The organism is Kribbella sp. NPDC048837 (genome assembly GCF_055586945.1).
Map to the genome: position 1 here is coordinate 1,235,388 of NZ_JBVJHF010000001.1, position 16,916 is coordinate 1,252,303.

Genomic DNA, 16,916 nt, shown 5'->3' on the forward strand with positions numbered 1-16,916 from the left:
CTCTCCACAGCGTTCCACGGACCGGGACCGGGCAAGTCTAGTTGCCCGGTCACAGGGATCCAGGTGGCAGGGGCCTCTCCACATTGTTGCCACAAGCACGTACTGTGGTCGCAGGCGTACCTACAGTCACTGCCGTCACACGCCCAACGGGAGACCCAATGCCCACAGCAGCACGGGGGGCAACTCTGATCCTCCTGGGTGCACTACTGGCCCAGGCGCCCCTGACCGCCGCCGCGTACCAGCCGCGCGATCCGGAGCGGACCGGCCCGTCGGCCGTTCCCCCACCGGTCACCGCGACCCCGAGTCCCACGGCAACCTCAACGTCCACACCGACTGCCACTCCCATCCCCACCGCCACCGAGACGCCGGATCAGCCGCTGCCCGAGCAGCCCGCGGCGCGGTCGTGGAGCGACGTGGTGAGGCAGGTGACCGAGACCTCGCCGGGTGATCTGGAGCTGCGCGCGGCGGACACGGCCGCGCAGGCGTCCTCGATGATGCGGTGCTTCAAGCTCGACGAGGAGAACTACTGCCTCGGACTGGGCTTTGTCGACCAGGTGCCGACGGGTGCCCAGGTACAGGAGATGGTCAGTGCGCCCAGCCTGCGCGCGGACGGCGACGGCGGCGTCGAGCAGGACATCCCGACCGGCGATCTGACCCCGGCCGCGTTCGTGGCGGAGCGGGCGTCGATGCCGAAGAGCGCCCGCGTCACCGCCGAGCTCGACGAGATGCAGTCGGCCTGGAACGGGCGCGAGAAGGCCCACTCACTGCGCCTGCTGGCCGCGAGCGACACAACCCCGCCAACGCGAACGCCAACGCCGACATCTACCCCCACGACAACACCTACGCCGACGCCGACCACCCCGACCCGGACGGCTCCGACCCGGGGCACGCCGACGCCGGTCCCGCCCGCGGCCCCGGTGAAGGCGCCGGCGTCGTCGTACATCATGAAGGGGTTCCAGACCTCGCAGGAGAAGGGGTACTGGTGCGGTCCGGCCACCTTCCAGTCGATCGACTGGGCCGATGACGACCAGAAGGACACCCAGGCGTCGTGGGCGAAGGACCTCGGCTCCACCACGTCCGGTACGGCGATCTCCGCGATGGTCAAGCAGACCAACCTGAAGACCGACTGGGACCAGCCGGCCGGCCCGTACATCGTGCAGAGCGTGTCGCACTGGAACGCGCAGACGTTCCTCACCGTGCACGAGAAGCACCTGGGCGTCTACAAGGCACCGATCATCGAGCACGTGCAACTGCTGAAGCGCTACTTCCCCTACCTCGCCTTCAACCACAGCGGTCATTACCAGGTGGGTCGCGGGTACGACAAGGCCAAGGGCACGATCGGCATCTACGAGGTGTTCAACGAGCGCCGCTTCAACAGCCGCGGCAATGTCACCGACGGCCCGAAGAACATCCCGGCGAGCGCGCTGTTCAACGCCACCCTGGCCAACTCGTTCCAGAACATCGGGCTGTGATGCGCCGTACCACCGTTGCCGTAGGCACCCTCGTCGCCCTCCTCCTGGCCGGCTGCTCGTCCACCCACGAAACGGCCCCGGAGACACCCGCAAGTACGCCGACGCCGACCGGCAAGCCCTCGACCCCGGGACCGCCGACCGACTCCGGTACGGCGATCCCGGCCTGGGCGAAGGTCCTGCGGCAACCGGTGGACGGACTGCACCTGGTCACCCAGCAGCGCAGGTACGTCGTGACCCGCGGCAGCGACGAGGCCGGCACCACCACGGTGATGGATCGGACCAGCAAGAAGGTCGTGGTCCGGCACACGCCGGCGACCGGGTTCGTCGCCCAGTCGCCCGTCGTGATCGACGACCACTGGGCCCTGATCGAGGACATCCGATCGGACGGCCCCGACCCGCAGATCAGGCTCTTCCGCTACGACCTCACCACCGGCCGCACCGCGAGCCTGGGATCACTCCCGCCGGTGTCCGAACCCGAGATCGGCGCGTACGACGGCACCTTCGCCTACAGCTCGACCGACGCGAAGAACCGCTCCTGCCTGATCGTGGCCGACCTCGCGACCCTGACATCGCGCACCGTCACCTGCGTCGCGGACCCCGGTTACATCGCCGATCCCGTGGTCTCGTCGGACGCCGTGACCTTCAGCGAGATCACCGCCCCGGAGACCCCCCGCCGCTGCAAACGCCTCTTCACCGCCCCGCGAACCACCGGACCCGCCCGACCAGTGCCTGCGGCAACCAACTGCATCCAGTGGAGCGGCGCCTCGCTCAGTGGCGCGACGGTGTGGTCGGAGGTGGGCGCCACCGATCCGGACCAGTACCAGTCCAAGGCCTATGTCCGCGAGTCCGCCGACTCCCCCGCCCGCTCCCTCGGCACCGTCGTCACCGACACAATCCTTGCCTGCGGCAACTGGATCCTCTGGGAGACGAGGGCCGTGAGCAACGGCGACGAGAGCTACCAGATCCAGCGCTGGCGCCCCGGCTTCGACCGTCCGCAACGCATCTACACCGGAAAGCCCGGCACGGCGCTGACCCCCATGACGTGCCAGGGCGACACCGTGTACGTCGAAGCCGCGTACCTCTCGAGCACCCCGACGTACACCGAAACTCTCTCGGCGGCGGTCGCCTAGTACTCAGCGCCAGGAGTGCCGGATCCGCAAGCGTCCGAACCCCATGGTGCCCGTGATCCGGATCGTCGGCCCGCCGGTCCGCGGCTGCCGCTTCGGCGTGTAGTGCGAGTCCTTCCACCCGGTGTGCAGGCCCTCGACGTCGACGATCGCGTTGCGGGGCACGGTGATCTTGGCGCCGCCGGTCCCGAGATGCAGCTCGATGTCGACGACCGGACCCTCGAAGATCGCCCGCGAAAGGTCCAGCTGCACCCGCCCGAAGGCGGACTGCACCTTGAGGTTCCGCGGAACCCGCCACGCGCCGCGCCGCTGGATCCGTCCGGCGGCCGCGGAGATCTTGGACGTCGTGCCCGGATTCTCCGCCGGGAGCGCGGCGAGTGCCGACGCGATCTCGTGCGGCGTCGTGGCGGTGAGCACCTGATCGAGGCGCTGGTCCATCTCCTCGTGCGAGAGGTGCCCCTCCGTGTACGCCTGCTGCACACGCTGGACGGCCGCGTCTCGGTCGCCTTCCCTGATCACCGTTCCACTTTAGACGTCGAGCCCCCGGCTCCGGAGGTGCTCTCGGAGGTTCGCGGCGCCGGTGAAGAGCTCGGCGTCGAGGCCGACCGTACGGGCGCCGTCGACGTTGTACTGCATGTCGTCGGTGTAGAAGGTCCGGGCCGGGTCGAGATCGAAGCGGTCGATCAGGATCCGGTAGATCTTCTCGCCCGGCTTGACGGTCTGCTCGACACCGGACACGACCTCACCGTCGAAGTGGGTGAGGATCGGGAACGTCTCCTTGGCGACCTCCCACTTCTCGGCCGAGAAGTTGGTCAGCGCGTACGTCGGGACGCCGAGCGCGCGCAGGTCACGCAGCACGGCGGCCGTGTCCTCGAACACGCCCTTCACCATTTTCAGCCAGCCGGTGTCGTAGGCCTCGATCCACTCGGAGTGCTCGGGATGCAGGCTGGTGAGCTCCGCGACCGCCTCGGCCCACGGCCGTCCCTCGTCCTGCTTGTGGTTCCAGGCCGGCGTGGTGATGTTGGTCAGAAAGTGCTTCCGCTCGTCCTCGTCCGGAATCAGGTCGGCGTACAGATAGTCCGGACTCCAGTCCAGCAACACCCCACCGATGTCGAACACCACCACGTCGATCGTCCGCTCAGTCATGCCCGCAACCCTACGAGACCCGGTGTGAAGGGGGCGGCGGATTTCAGGGTGCGGAGGATGGGGACGGTTTCGAGGGCAGTGATGGGTTCGACGGAGCCCAGGCGGTGGGTCAGGTAGGTGTGGAGGGCGTCGGGGGTGGGGCAGAGCGCGTGGGCGACGAGGTTGGTGCGGCCGGTGGTTGCGGCGACGAAGGCGAGCTCGTCGTGCTCGGCCAGCGCGCGACCGACCGCGTCCGCGTGTGCCGGTGGGACGGAGAGCCAGAGCATCGCGCTCGCGGTGACACCGAGTGCGCCAGGGTCGACGTCCACGTCGAAGAAGATCGCTCCGGTGGCCTGCAATTCCTCGAGCCGCCGGGCCACGGTTGCCGGTGACCAGCCGGTGCGTACGGCGAGGTCCGCGAGCGTCGCCCGTCCGTCCTCACCGAGCGCGGTGAGCAGCTTCCCATCCCCGGCACCGAGCGCTCGTGCACCTTCACCTCGCGCGGCGTCAGGCAGCCGGCCATCCCCGGCTCCGACGGTCCGCCTACGGAGGCCGGCCTCCTGGGCCGGGGTCAGGCTCTTGGCCCGACCCCGCCAGGCCGTCGGACCACCGACGTACAGATGCAGCAGGTAGTGCGCGGACACGGACGTGATCCCGGACGTGCGCGGGATGTCGTGCAGCAGCAGGGTGTTCCCGTCGGTCGGCGTGGTGTGGACGATCGCCATGATCTCGGTGCCGCCTGAGGCGAGCTTGATCCAGCTGGTGTCGGGTCTGCGGGCGAGCGCCACCGCGAGGTCCTGCGCGGCCTGTGGTGTCGCGGTGAGCCGGACCAGCCACTGGGACCGCCCGGCCGCCTGCGGATCCGGCAGACCGGCCACCCGCAGCCCTGCCTCCGCCCGCAGCCGGCTGTAGCGCCGCGCCACCGTCTGCGTCGACACCCCGAGCACCTCACCGATCCGGCTGTACGGCGCCCGCCCATCGAGCTGCAGCGCGTGGATCAGGCCCCGATCGATCTCGTCCAGCATGGAATGATCATCGCCCACAAGAAGACAGAATGGAAGATTTCTGCAGCCTTCGAAAGCTAGATGGAAGCACGCGAGACCCGCCGGGATCGTTCAGAGGCATGACGAACAAACGATGGGTGGGGCTGATCGCCCTCCTGGTCGCGGAGGCGATGAATCTCCTCGACGCCACGATCGTCCAGGTCGCTGCGCCGGTGATCCACGCCGATCTCGGCGGCCGGACCTCCGACATCCCCTGGTTCAGCGCCGCGTACACGCTGCCGTTCGCGGCGCTGCTGATCACCGGCGGCCGGCTCGGCGACCTGTTCGGCCGGCGCCGGGTGTTCCGGATCGGCGTGACCGGGTTCGTCCTGGCGTCGGCCGCGTGCGCGCTCGCGCCCCAGGCAGGCGTACTGATCGGCGCTCGGGTGATCCAGGGCATCACCGCCGCGTTGGTGATCCCGCAGACGATCGGTCTGATCAGGTCGAGTTTCACCGGCCCTCAGCTGTCCACGGCGCTCGGGACGATCGGGCCGGTGATGGGCCTCGCCGCGATCTCCGGTCCCCTCCTCGGCGGCTTCATCACCGACGTGAGCTCGTGGCGAGCGGTCTTCCTCGTCAACGTCCCCCTCGGCCTCGGCGTACTCGCGCTGGCGCACCTGCTCCCCGAATCACGGTCGCCCCAGCGTCCGAAGGTCGATGTCGTCGGCACCGTCCTGCTCACCGGCAGTACGGCGCTCGTCGTCTACCCGATCCTGCAATCACGGGACTGGTGGCTGCTGCCGGTGGGCATCGCCGTACTCGGGCTGTGTCTGCTGCAGCAACGCCGGAGCCGGGGACGGCTGATCGAGATGAGCCTGTTCGCGCATCGTGGGTTCGCTCCGGCGCTGCTCACGTCGACGCTGTTCTTCGCGGTGATGAGTGGCTTGACGCTGGTCGTCGTACTGCATCAGCAGTTGGCCCTGCACCACGGCGTGATGCGCTCCAGCCTCACGCTGCTGCCGTGGTCAGCCGCGTCGGGGATCGCCTCGCTCGTCGCGGGTCAGTGGCTCGTCGGCCGGTTCGGATCCAGGCTGATGTACGCCGGCCTCGGCGTACTGCTGGCCGGCATCGTCACCGCCACCGACGCCCTGCTCCCGGGACTCGCGATCGCCGGTGTCGGAGTCGGGGTGTTCACGACCGCCTTCTTCACCGAGGCGCTCCATCGGGTGCAGCCGCACGAGACGGGATCGGCGGCCGGGTTGCTCAACGCGGTGCAGCAGTTCGGCGGAACGCTCGGCGTCGCTGGGTTCGGCAGTGTGTTCCTGCATCACCCGGTGACGCTCGGGCGGTCGTTCTGGATCGCGGCCGCGGTCATCGTGGTGACCGTCGGGACTGCTCACCTCATGCGGTCGCCGCGTTCGCCGCGGCCCGCGCGTGCAGTGCCGGCGCCAGCGAGTACTGCCCGATGAAGATCACCACGCCGAGCAGTGCGCAGCCGATCCAGGTGACGGTCGGACCGAAGTGTTCGAGGGCGTTCGTCCCGGCCAGCGGCCCGACCACCGTGCCGACGCCGAACGCCATCCCGGACAGCCCCAGGTAGCGGCCGCGCAGGTCGACCGGAGCGAGATCGGCGAACACCGCGCCGATCACCGCGGCGAACCCGATCTCGCCGATCGTCCACACCACGACCGACAGCCCGTAACCCCACCAGCTGTGCACGACGGCACCGAGGCCGAACCCGAGCCCGACCACCAGCATCGACGTGGCGAGCAGCTTCGGCCGGTCGATCCGCACCAGCCACTTGCCGAGGAACGGCTGCACCAGCACGATCACCACGCCGTTGAGAGCGATCACCAGACCGTACGTCTGCGACGGCAGGCCGTCGTCCGCCATCGCCAGCGGCAGGGTCGAGTACCCCTGGAAGTAGATGGTCGCGTAGCCGATCTGGATCAGGATCATCAGCAGGAACACGGTGTCGCGCAGAGCCACCGGCAGCAGCGGCCGCCGGACCGCGCCGTCGTCCAGCACCGGACGGCTCTCCGGCACCATCGCCCAGATCACCAGGCCCGCGATCACCGACGTCCCCGCGTTCAGCCAGAACAGCAGCCCGTAGCCGACCGACGCCAGCACACCCGCACTGACGGTCGACACCGAGAAGCCGAGGTTGATCGCCCAGAACAGCAGCCCGTACGCGCGGACCCGTTCGCCCGGCTGGAGCAGGTCGGCCACGGTCGCCTGGACCGCCGGGCGGAACAGGTCACCGAGCAGACCGACCAGGAACGCCGCCACCCAGATCATCACCATCGCCCGGGCCGAGCCGAGCAGGATCAGCGCGGCAGCGGTGCCGAAGAAGCAGATCAGCATGGTCAGCCGGCGGCCGACCCGGTCGGACAGCCAGCCGCCGACGAGCTGCGCCACCACGGTCCCGGCACCGACCGCGGCCGCCACGGCGCCCGCCGTACCAGCGGAGAGGTGGCGGTCGTGGGTGAGGTAGAGGACGAGGAACGGCTGCACGAAACTGCCGAGACGGTTGACCAGTTGGCACACCCACAGCGCCCAGAAGGCTCGGGGCAGAGTGGTCGGCGTCGGCGCCCCGACAGCAGCGGCAGTCGTCATGAAGACCACTCTGCTGGCCCGCCCGGGCACTGTCGACGATTAGGCACAGGACTAATCAGCTAAGGTGGGAGGGTGATCACGATCAGGCTGAACGCGGAGGACGTCGGGCGGATCCGGTTCGCGCTGTCGCCGGTCTGGGAGGCCGTGACCAGCGTGCGGGCGCTGAGCAACAACACCGCGCGAAGTGTGCACGGGCCGTGGTTGCAGAAGGTCCGGCCGATCATCGAGGGCCCGGACCTGATGTTGCTCAGGGCACTCATCCCGCCGGTCGGCTACATCCCGGACTTCATCACGCCGGCGCCGCCGCGACGCTCGACCAGCCTGGAGTCCGGCCTGGCCGCCATCGCCTCCACCCCGCACCACCTCGTGGTGGACGAGCTCGGCAAGCTGCACCACGACACTCCGCATCCGCTGCTGCCGGACCTGATCGCGCACCCGGCCAAGGCACTGGACGTGATCACCTCGGCGCTGGAGACGTACTGGCGGCGCGCGATCGAGCCGGACTGGCGGCGGATGCGCTCGCTGCTGCAGGAGGATCTGGCCTTCCGGCTGGACGAGCTGGCCAGTGGCGGGATCGAGCGGTTGTTCCGGAACCTGCATCCGTCGGTGCGGTTCACCGGCGACCAGATCGTGGTCGATCGACCGTTCTGCTGCGACGGCGAGCCGATGGCCGGGCAAGGTGTGCTGCTCGTGCCGTGCGTCTTCACCTGGCCGGCGGGACTGGCAGTGACCGCGGCGCCGCACGTGCCGACGATCACCTACCCGCCGCGCGGCCTGGGCCGGCTGTGGGAGGACCGCCAGGACACGACGGACTCACCGCTCGCGGACCTCGTCGGCCGGACGCGGGCCGCGATCGTCAGCCATCTCGACCTACCGATGTCGACCACTCACCTGGCGCATCAGCTCGGAGTGTCCGCGCCGACGTTGAGCGTGCATCTGAGCATCCTCCGCAACGCCGGCGTCGTGGCCTCCCGCCGCGACGGCCGAGCCGTCCTCTACCACCGCACTCCCCTGGGCACCCAGCTCCTCACCGCCTCCGCTCCCCTGGCGTCCACGGCCTAGCCACCCCTTGAGAAGCGCTACAGCGGTGGTTCATCGAGCCACCGGAGTACTTCGCCGCCCGCAGCCGCGACCAGGCCCGCGTTCCGCAGGTAAACAGGCTCAGCCGAAGCTCGGCGGGTCCACCTGGACCCGGACCGAGCCCGGGTTCTTCTTGGCACTCCGCGTCGACTGGGCTTCCTTCAACGCACGAACGAGCGCCGTGCCGTGGGTGCGGGGCGTTCGCACGACGGCTCGAACGGTTTCGTCGTCGAGGTCGACCGGTCCCAGGACCTCGAGACCGGTCTGCGCGGGCAGGAGGTCGCGGAGGCGGGCGATGAGATCCGCGACGGACTCCGACGGGCCCGTGAGCTCGGCCAGCTTGGCGGCCGGGGCGAGGCGCGCGGCTCGGCGTTCCTCGATCTCACGCATCGCGTAGCCCTCGGGGCTCCAGCGGACCACTGCCTGCAAGGGCAGCGCGGACGGATCGCCGACGAGGATGACGGTGCCGGACGGGCGGACCAGCGCGGCCGCGTTGAACCAGCGACGAACGGCCTCCTCGGGCGCACGCAGGTCCGGCCGGGCGAGCATCAACCACGTGTCGAGCAAGAGCGCGGCGCTGTAGCCGCCGTCCGCGACCGGCTCGGCTCCCGGGGTGCTGACGATCAACGCCGGCTTGTCCGGTACGACATCGAGCATGTTGTCGCCCCCCGACGTACGCACCACCAGGCCGGGGAACGCCCGCCCCAGCTCCTCCGCCGTACGACGAGCTCCGACGACCGCCGCCCGCATGCGGGTGTCACCGCACTCCGGGCAGCGATGGTCCGTCGCCGGCCGACCACACACACTGCAGCTCGGAGGCCCGGATCCACCAGTCCGACGCAACGTCCCACCACATGTCGAGCACCGGGACGGGGCCCGGCAGGTCTGACACACCAGGCTCGGCAGATATCCGGCCCGGGGCACCTGCACCAGCACCGGCCCCGACCGCAGTCCTTCACGCGCGATCTCGAACGCACGATGCGGCAACCGCGCCGCCCGAGCCGCCGGATCACGCGCCAGGTCCGTGTCCGACTCCCCCGCGATGTGCACCGCCGGAGCCGCTGCCCTGATCACCGCCCGGTCCGCGATCAACTCGTTCGCGAACCCGGACTCGATCAGCGCGGCCGACTCCGCCGACCGCGCGAACCCGCCGAGCAACACCGCGCACTTCTGCCGGAAAGCCCTGAGCAGCAAGACTTCCCGGGCATGCGGGTACGGCGCCCGCGGCTCGGCGTACGAATCGTCGCCGTCGTCCCACAACGCGACCAGCCCGAGATTCGCCACCGGCGCGAACGCGGCCGCCCGCGTCCCGATCACCACCCGTGCACACCCCCGCAGGGCAGCGAGGAACGCCCGGTACCGAGCCGTCGGCCCGAGGTCCGCCGACAACGTGACGAACCCGGTCTCCCCCAGCACCGCCGCACAGGCCGCGGCCAGCCGCTCGAGATCACGCGCGTCCGGCGCGAGCAGCAACGCGCCCCGACCGGACTCCGCACACACCGCGGCCGCCTGCGCGAACGCGAGCGCCCAATCAGCCCCCGGCACGGCCGTCCAGATCGCCCGCGGCGATTCCGACCGCGCGACCGCATCGAGGAAACCAGCCGGGTACGACGACCACCCGGAACGTGACGTCGACAGCGGAGGCGGCGCGGGCTGGGTGCAGCGCAGCGGCTCACCCTCGACCTTCGCGTGCCGGGGCGGCACCGCCAACCGGGTGACGTCCGCGAGGACCCCGGCGTACCGGTCGGCGACCGCGCGGCAGAGGTCGGCGATCTCCGGCGTCAGCACCTGCTCGGGCGAGACGACCTTGCGGATCCGGGCCAGCTTGCCGTCGTGGTCGGAGGTTTCGAGGCGCTCCAGGACGAAGCCGTCCAGGTCCTTGCCGGCGAACCGGACCTTCACCCGGGCGCCGGGCTGGGCGGCGTCGGCCAGATCCTCGGGCACGAGGTAGTCGAAGGGCCGGTCGAGATGCGGCAACGAGACGTCGACCGCGATCCGGGCGACCGGCAGCGTCGCCGTGATGGCGGCCGGCTCCTTGGTCCGCGACGTGCGAACGGTGTCCCGCAACAGCGTCAGCTGCTCCGGCGATTCCCCGTTCGATGTCACCGGGAAACTCTAGTCCGCCGCGGCGACAGTGCGTGGAACGCCGCGACCCCGCTGTGGACAACTGCCACAGCCGGGTCGCGGATGGTCGGTGCTAGCTGTTGATCGCGGCCTTCAGCGCCTCGACGCGGTCGGTCCGCTCCCAGGTGAAGTCCTCGCCGGTGCGGCCGAAGTGGCCGTTGCGCGCGGTCTGGGCGTAGATCGGCCGGAGCAGCTCCAGGTCGCGGATGATCGCGGCCGGGCGGAGGTCGAACACCTCGCGCACCGCGTCGGCGATCTTGTCCACCGGCACCTTCTCGGTCCCGAACGTGTCGACGTAGAAGCCCACCGGCGCGGCCTTGCCGATCGCGTACGCCACCTGGCACTCGACCCGGTCCGCCAGCCCGGCGGCGACGATGTTCTTGGCCACCCAGCGCATCGCGTACGCCGCCGACCGGTCCACCTTGGACGGGTCCTTGCCGGAGAACGCGCCACCACCGTGCCGCGCCATGCCGCCGTAGGTGTCGATGATGATCTTCCGCCCGGTCAGCCCGGCGTCACCCATCGGGCCGCCGACCTCGAACCGGCCGGTCGGGTTCACCAGCAGCTTGTAGCCGGCCGAGTCGATGTCGAACTGCTCGAGCACCGGGTCGACCACGTGCTTCTTGATGTCCGGCGTCAGCATCGAGTCCAGGCTGATGTCGGAGGCGTGCTGGCTGGACACCACCACGGTGTCGACCCGGACCGCCTTGTCACCGTCGTACTCGATGGTGACCTGGGTCTTGCCGTCCGGCCGCAGGTAGGCCAGCGTGCCGTTCTTGCGGACCTCGGACAGCCGCTCGGACAGCCGGTGCGCGATCGTGATCGGCAGCGGCATCAGCTCGGGCGTCTCGTTCGAGGCGTAGCCGAACATCAGTCCCTGGTCGCCCGCCCCCTGCAGGTCCAGCTCGTCCTTCGACGCGTCCGAGCGCGTCTCGTACGCCGTGTCGACACCCTGCGCGATGTCCGGCGACTGGCTGCCGATGGCGACCTGCACCCCACAGGACGCCCCGTCGAAGCCCTTCAGCGACGAGTCGTAGCCGATCTCGAGGATGCGCGACCGCACGATCCCCGGGATGTCGACATACGCCGTCGTGGTCACCTCACCCGCGACGACGACCAGACCCGTGGTGATCAGAGTCTCGACCGCCACGCGGCTCTTCGGGTCCTCGGCCAGCAACGCATCGAGGATGGAGTCGCTGATCTGGTCAGCGATCTTGTCCGGGTGACCCTCGGTCACGGACTCGGACGTGAAAAGGCGCCTCGCCACAGTTCTCCCTCGAATCCTCTTGTGCCGCGCGGCGGTCTCACGGCCGCGCGATCCCCCCATGCACCGGCGGTTGGCGATGCATCTTGGGAAGTATGCCAGCAGTTTCGCCCGGAGTCCCGGTAACGCTCCGAAATCATCCGCCATCCGAGATTCGTGATCATATTCTGGACACGAGGCCCGGATTCAGGCGTGCGGGCCGACCGTCACGTCGCCCAGTGTGAGCGATGGTGTGCAGCCTAGGATCGCAGCCAACCGGTCCACCTCCGCGTCCAGCAGACCGCGCCGGCGACGGTTCAGCGGCGTGATCGCCTCGACCGTGACGTGCAGTGTGCGGCCGGCCTTCTTCTGGTGCCAGACACCGGCGACGATGCCGTCGACCAGGAGCAGCGGGTAGTTGCCGGCCTGGCCGCGCGCGGTCGCCCGGGTGAAGGCCTTGCCGGGAAAGAGCAGTTCCCTCGGGAAGCTGCCGACGCCGTACGCGTCGAAGTACGGAAGCAGCCGGACGCCCTCGGCCTGGTCGTCGGGGAAGTCGTCGTCGCCGGGCGCGAGCCAGGCCGTCTGGCCGGCCAGCTCGACCTGCGGCAGACCGTCGAAGTACGGCTTGACGAAGGTCGGCGTGGTCTTCAACCAGCGCGCGAACTGCTGCGGTGTGGCCGGGCCGTAGGCGTAGAGGTAGCGGTGCAGCAGTTCGGTGAGCGCCTTCTCGCCGGGCAGCGGTTCGAACGGTTTGAAGCGATGCGGGTTCGAGTACGTCGTACTCCGGCCGCGGTTCGGTCCGTAGCAGAGGACACCGGCGTTGGCGGCGTCCGGAATCACCTGACGCCAGCGTGGCCAGTTCTGCTGGAACGCGGGCATGACCGGATCACCGGCCCACGGCCCGGTCCGCCGTACGACCTCCTCGGTGAGCTCGTCGACGGTCAGATCGTCCTCGGCCAGGGCGGCGCCGACCGCGGCGATCACGTCCGCGGTCTGCTCCGGCGTCATCCGCATCTGCTCAGGCACGAGCCCACGGGCCGGCAGCGCCGACAGCGCACCTGTCCACAGCGGCAGATCGTCGAGCGGCAGCAGGTGCACGGTCCCGCGCGGCCCGAACGACTTCACCAGGCCGTCTGCTTGCTGCACGCTCTCCCGCGTCCCATCCGCAACCCGCAGCGCCACGGACGTCTCCCCCGCCGCCAGGATCTGCGCATGCGCCCCACACATCGCCCGTACGACGTCAACCGGGGTGTCGGCGGGCTCGGTCAGGTAGTGGCGTCGCATCCGCCGGGCGACGACGGCCGGCCAGGTGATCTCCATACCTCTGAGGTTAGGAGTCGAAGAGGACAGGTTCTGACCTCTTGATGCTCAGGGCCAGGGGCGGCCGGGCTGTTCCGCCTGACCGCCCCTGGTGAGCGCTACATCACCGGCGGATCGTCACGGGTCGATGACGATCGTGCAGGTGATGGTCTTGGGCGACGGGTCGATCGGGATTCCGGTGTTCGTGATCGACGAGTCCCAGCCGGTCGGCGGCGTGGTGCTTGTCGTCGTTCCATCGGTGCAGGTGATCGACTGGGCTGACGTCTCACCCGAGCCGGCGTCGCGGACGTTCACCTGGATGTCCGCGAGTGGGGCGTTGGTGAAGACAGCCGTGTTCGCGGCGGTCGGCTCGTTGTCGGTGCAGTTCGTACCGACGACCACGACGGCCGTCACGTCCGTCTGGGTTGCGTCGCCGTACCCTGGCGGCGGTGTCACCTCGTTCACGGTGTAGCTGCCGGGCAGCAGGCCGGACACGCACACCTCACCGGTCGTCGCCGATGCGTCGGACTTGGTTCCGGCCGGCGATCCGACGTTGTTGTCCCGGACGGTGAAGTTCGTCGATCCGGTGACCGAGAAGGCCGCGCCCGGGTTGCTGACGAGCGGGTTACCGCCCTTGGTGCTCTCCTTGAGGATGCGCAAAGCACCCTGCTGCAACGTGTTGGTGTACGTGCAGTCCACCTTGTCCAGCGGCTTGAGGTCGAAGCTGACCGTGCGGCCCGAGATGTTGATGGTCGTGCCATGACTGGTGTTCGAGGCCGAGCAGCTCAGAGTCGTGAAGGCGAAACTCGGGCTCGGGTCCGCCTCGGTGACGGTGTAACTGCCGGCGAAGACCTCGGTGCCGTAGTCCCGGGCCTCGCCGTTCTTCAAACCGAACGTCGCCGGGTCGAGGCCGCCGGTGGCGGTGTAGTTGAAGGTGGTGCCGGTGGGATCCGGGCTCGGGACGGTCACCTTGCGGATGATCACCTGACCACAGTTGGTGATGTTGACGTTCCCCGGGCCGACCAGGTCCTTCATCTGCGCGGTGGCGGAGTTGCCGGACGAGCGGCTCACCGCGAACGCCTTGCCGAACGACTCACAGTCGGTCGGCGAGAAGACACCGGCGTCCGTCAGGTTGATCCCGGCCTCACCGAACTCGTTGGTCCCCAGCGACTCCGACGCGGGAGACGACGTTCCGATGGTGTCGGAGACAGCACCCGTGGTGTTCACCCTGGCCTCGGCGAAGCCGGCCGCGGTCAGGTCTGTGGCCGGTCCCCAGCACGGCGGGCTGTTACTGCCCACCTCACACGATCCGGTGGTGACCCAGCGCCGCAGCGTCAGGGTGGGGGTGTCCCCGGAACCGCCCTCGAAGTCGTAGACGATGAGCATGTCGCCGAGCGTGCGCCGTACCAGCGTCGAGGGGGCCGGACACGGTGTGGTGCCCTTGTTGAACTCGAAGCCGATGTGCGCCGACGGTGACGTGGTGTTCTGCGGGATCCGCACCCAGGCGAGGCCGAGGAACACGTCGCCGCCCACAGTGTTGCTGGTCACGTAGACCCGCTTGAGGTCGTCCTTGTTCGGCGCCTTCGCGGGATTCAGGGTTCCGCAGTCGTTGTCCTGCTTGACGCCGCCGGCGAAGGCGGTGTCGCTGTTGGTCGCCGAAGCGTCCTCGAGCCCGGTGAACGCCCACCCGGCTACGGTCTTGCTGGACGTTCGGAACGGCGCGGCGCCGACCCACGTGGTCGGGGAGAAGTCGTTCCAGTCCATCAGCGTGTTGTGGACCAGGTTCCCGTCGGCGAACTCGAAGCCCGCGTCCGTGGAGACGGTGGCCGAGGCCGTGGTCGAGGTCGCCGCCAGGCCGAGTGTCGCCAGGGCCAGGACGGTCAGCCCGCTGATCAGGCGCCGTCGCGAGGCTTGGCCTCGCGTAGCGCCGCTGCCAAATGCACGAAGTCGAAACATGGTGTTGTCACCCCTTCGAATCGTCCGATCCCCAGATTCGAGGCGGCCGTCTGTTCCACGGCGAACCGTCATGAGGTGCGTTGGACTTTTGGGAGGGTGCTCAGTCCCGGGTCGCGTGCAGGCCGGCCCGTACGCCGTACCCGGGCGGGCCGCGGGCAGGGTGGAGACGGTGCCCGGGCCAGGGCAAAGGTCCAGCCGCACCTGACGGCTGATCGCCGCCACGTTGGCCGAACACCGGCGAACGGTGCCCCCGTCGCCCGCCGTGACGGATGCACTCCCCCACGGCAAACTCCCCCACGTGCGAATCCCGGTTGGGATGTCGCACTGGATCCCCCGACCCCTGGACCTCGAACTCGCTTCAAATTACTGCTCTGACGAGTCTCGGTAAAGAGGCCTGCACCACGATCGGCGGGTCTGTCCACCCATCCGGCGACAGCACGAAGCGCCTGGCCCACAGGGAGTTGATCACGTCACCGATCGAACCGGATCGGCCGCGCCACGCGATCGCGAACAGGCGAAGACAACCCCCGCCGCACGGGCGATCAGGCGCCGACGGCAACCAATCTCGAGCTGCCCCGCAACTCTCTCAGTGCCAGTGGGCGGCGACCAGGTTCCAGATGACGCCGGCCAGGGCGTCCTTCGAGCCGGAGGGCACCGGCAGGGCGCTCCCCTCGCGGTCCAGGATGACGGCCTCGTTCAGGTCGCTGCCGAAGACCTTGCCGCCGGAGACGTCGTTCACGACCAGCAGGTCGCAGCCCTTGCGTTCGAGCTTGGCGCGGCCGAGCTCCAGCACGCTGTGCTCCGCGTCGCCGGTCTCCGCGGCGAAGCCGACGATCACCTGGTCGGCGCGGGCGCGGTCGTGCGAGATGGTCTGCAGGATGTCCGGGTTCTGCACCAGGTTGACCGCGGGGACCGAGCCGTCGGCGGTCTTCTTGATCTTGTGCTCGGCGACGTCGGCCGGGCGGAAGTCGGCCGGGGCCGCCGCCATCACGATCGCGTCCGCGTCACCCGCGCGGCCGGTGATCTCGTCGTACAGATTCCGGGTGCTGGTCACCGGGACGACCTGCACGCCGGCCGGGTCGGGGAGCTCGGAGTTCGCCGCGACGAGCGTGACCTTGGCGCCGCGGGCGGCCGCGATCCGGGCCAGCGCGTAGCCCTGCTTGCCGGACGAGGAGTTGCCGAGGTAACGGACCGGGTCGAGGTGTTCGCGGGTCCCGCCGGCGCTGATCAGGACGTGCCTACCGGTCAGGTCGGCGACCGACTGCCCGGCCGCGCGGGCCGCCTCGTCGGCGAGCATCAGCTGGCTGATCGCGAAGATCTCCGACGGCTCCGGGAGCCGTCCACGACCGGTGTCGGCGCCGGTGAGCCGGCCGACGGCCGGGTCGAGCACGGTGATCCCGCGGGACCGGAGGGTCGCGACGTTCGCCTGCGTGGCCGGGTGCTCCCACATCTCGGTGTGCATGGCGGCCGCGAACAGGATCGGGCAGCGGGCGGTCAGCAGCGTGTTGGTCAGCAGGTCGTCGGCCAAGCCATGGGCGGCCTTGGCGATCAGGTTCGCCGTCGCCGGCGCCACCACGACCAGCTCGGCCGCCTTGCCGATCCGGACGTGCGGAACCTCCTGCACGTTGTCGAACGGGTCGGCCGTCACCGGCTGCCCGGACAGCGCGGCCCAGGTCGCCGCCCCGACGAACTCGAGCGCGGCCGCTGTCGGCACCACGCGGACACTGTGGCCCGACTCGGTCAGCCGCCGGAGCAGATCACACACCTTGTACGCCGCAATGCCGCCGCCGACCCCGAGGACGACGTTCGGCCGGGCCTTCTCGGGAGCGACAGAATCCCCCGGGGCGCGCGTGGCTCCGGGGGTCTGGTCACCGGTTGCGGACATCAGCTG

The 16,916-nt window shown here is 69.7% G+C and carries 13 protein-coding genes; 4 read left to right on the forward strand and 9 right to left on the reverse strand.

What is annotated here, in order from left to right; all coding sequences use genetic code 11:
• The first annotated feature begins 158 nt into the window (after window positions 1–158).
• Window positions 159–1,472, forward strand: a complete 1,314-nt coding sequence (locus tag ACZ6O0_RS05665) for a C39 family peptidase (protein WP_465763636.1) — start codon at window positions 159–161, stop codon at window positions 1,470–1,472.
• Window positions 1,472–2,602, forward strand: a complete 1,131-nt coding sequence (locus ACZ6O0_RS05670; protein ID WP_465764064.1) for a hypothetical protein — start codon at window positions 1,472–1,474, stop codon at window positions 2,600–2,602. Before ACZ6O0_RS05665 ends, ACZ6O0_RS05670 begins: the two co-directional genes overlap by 1 nt.
• Window positions 2,603–2,605: 3 nt before the next feature.
• Here ACZ6O0_RS05670 and ACZ6O0_RS05675 read toward each other — a convergent pair whose 3' ends face one another.
• From ACZ6O0_RS05675 to ACZ6O0_RS05685, 3 genes are read right to left on the reverse strand one after another with little or no spacing between them, the layout of a single operon-like run.
• Window positions 2,606–3,118, reverse strand: a complete 513-nt coding sequence (locus ACZ6O0_RS05675) for a DUF1707 SHOCT-like domain-containing protein (protein WP_465763637.1) — start codon at window positions 3,116–3,118, stop codon at window positions 2,606–2,608.
• Between the two features lie 9 nt (window positions 3,119–3,127).
• Window positions 3,128–3,745, reverse strand: a complete 618-nt coding sequence (locus ACZ6O0_RS05680) for an HAD family hydrolase (protein WP_465763638.1) — start codon at window positions 3,743–3,745, stop codon at window positions 3,128–3,130.
• The gene (locus ACZ6O0_RS05685) at window positions 3,742–4,749 is read right to left on the reverse strand and encodes an Lrp/AsnC family transcriptional regulator (protein ID WP_465763639.1); all 1,008 of its coding nucleotides are present in this window, start codon (window positions 4,747–4,749) and stop codon (window positions 3,742–3,744) included. Before ACZ6O0_RS05685 ends, ACZ6O0_RS05680 begins: the two co-directional genes overlap by 4 nt.
• 98 nt (window positions 4,750–4,847) lie before the next feature.
• On the opposite strand from ACZ6O0_RS05685, the gene ACZ6O0_RS05690 reads away from it, so the two are divergent.
• The gene (locus ACZ6O0_RS05690) at window positions 4,848–6,176 is read left to right on the forward strand and encodes an MFS transporter (RefSeq protein ID WP_465763640.1); all 1,329 of its coding nucleotides are present in this window, start codon (window positions 4,848–4,850) and stop codon (window positions 6,174–6,176) included.
• Here ACZ6O0_RS05690 and ACZ6O0_RS05695 read toward each other — a convergent pair.
• On the reverse strand, window positions 6,109–7,323 hold the full coding sequence (locus ACZ6O0_RS05695) for an MDR family MFS transporter (RefSeq protein ID WP_465763641.1): 1,215 nt from the start codon (window positions 7,321–7,323) through the stop codon (window positions 6,109–6,111). The two genes, ACZ6O0_RS05690 and ACZ6O0_RS05695, sit on opposite strands and share 68 nt — an antisense overlap.
• Before the next feature lie 72 nt (window positions 7,324–7,395).
• Here ACZ6O0_RS05695 and ACZ6O0_RS05700 point away from each other — a divergent pair, with 72 nt between their 5' ends.
• The gene (locus ACZ6O0_RS05700; RefSeq protein ID WP_465763642.1) at window positions 7,396–8,385 is read left to right on the forward strand and encodes an ArsR/SmtB family transcription factor; all 990 of its coding nucleotides are present in this window, start codon (window positions 7,396–7,398) and stop codon (window positions 8,383–8,385) included.
• Between the two features lie 99 nt (window positions 8,386–8,484).
• On the opposite strand, the gene ACZ6O0_RS05705 is transcribed toward ACZ6O0_RS05700, so the two are convergent.
• The 5 genes from ACZ6O0_RS05705 to coaBC form a co-directional block, all read right to left on the reverse strand.
• Window positions 8,485–10,509: a primosomal protein N' gene (locus tag ACZ6O0_RS05705; protein WP_465763643.1), complete on the reverse strand. Its 2,025-nt coding sequence runs from the start codon at window positions 10,507–10,509 to the stop codon at window positions 8,485–8,487.
• Between the two features lie 91 nt (window positions 10,510–10,600).
• Window positions 10,601–11,794: a methionine adenosyltransferase gene (metK, locus tag ACZ6O0_RS05710; RefSeq protein ID WP_465763644.1), complete on the reverse strand. Its 1,194-nt coding sequence runs from the start codon at window positions 11,792–11,794 to the stop codon at window positions 10,601–10,603.
• A 183-nt stretch (window positions 11,795–11,977) separates the two neighbouring features.
• A complete protein-coding gene (locus ACZ6O0_RS05715; RefSeq protein ID WP_465763645.1) occupies window positions 11,978–13,090 on the reverse strand; it encodes a winged helix DNA-binding domain-containing protein in 1,113 nt (370 codons plus the stop codon).
• A gap of 117 nt (window positions 13,091–13,207) precedes the next feature.
• The gene (locus ACZ6O0_RS05720; RefSeq protein WP_465763646.1) at window positions 13,208–15,025 is read right to left on the reverse strand and encodes a prealbumin-like fold domain-containing protein; all 1,818 of its coding nucleotides are present in this window, start codon (window positions 15,023–15,025) and stop codon (window positions 13,208–13,210) included.
• Window positions 15,026–15,611: 586 nt separating this feature from the next.
• Window positions 15,612–16,910, reverse strand: a complete 1,299-nt coding sequence (gene coaBC / locus ACZ6O0_RS05725) for a bifunctional phosphopantothenoylcysteine decarboxylase/phosphopantothenate--cysteine ligase CoaBC (RefSeq protein WP_465763647.1) — start codon at window positions 16,908–16,910, stop codon at window positions 15,612–15,614.
• Window positions 16,911–16,916: the final 6 nt, after the last annotated feature.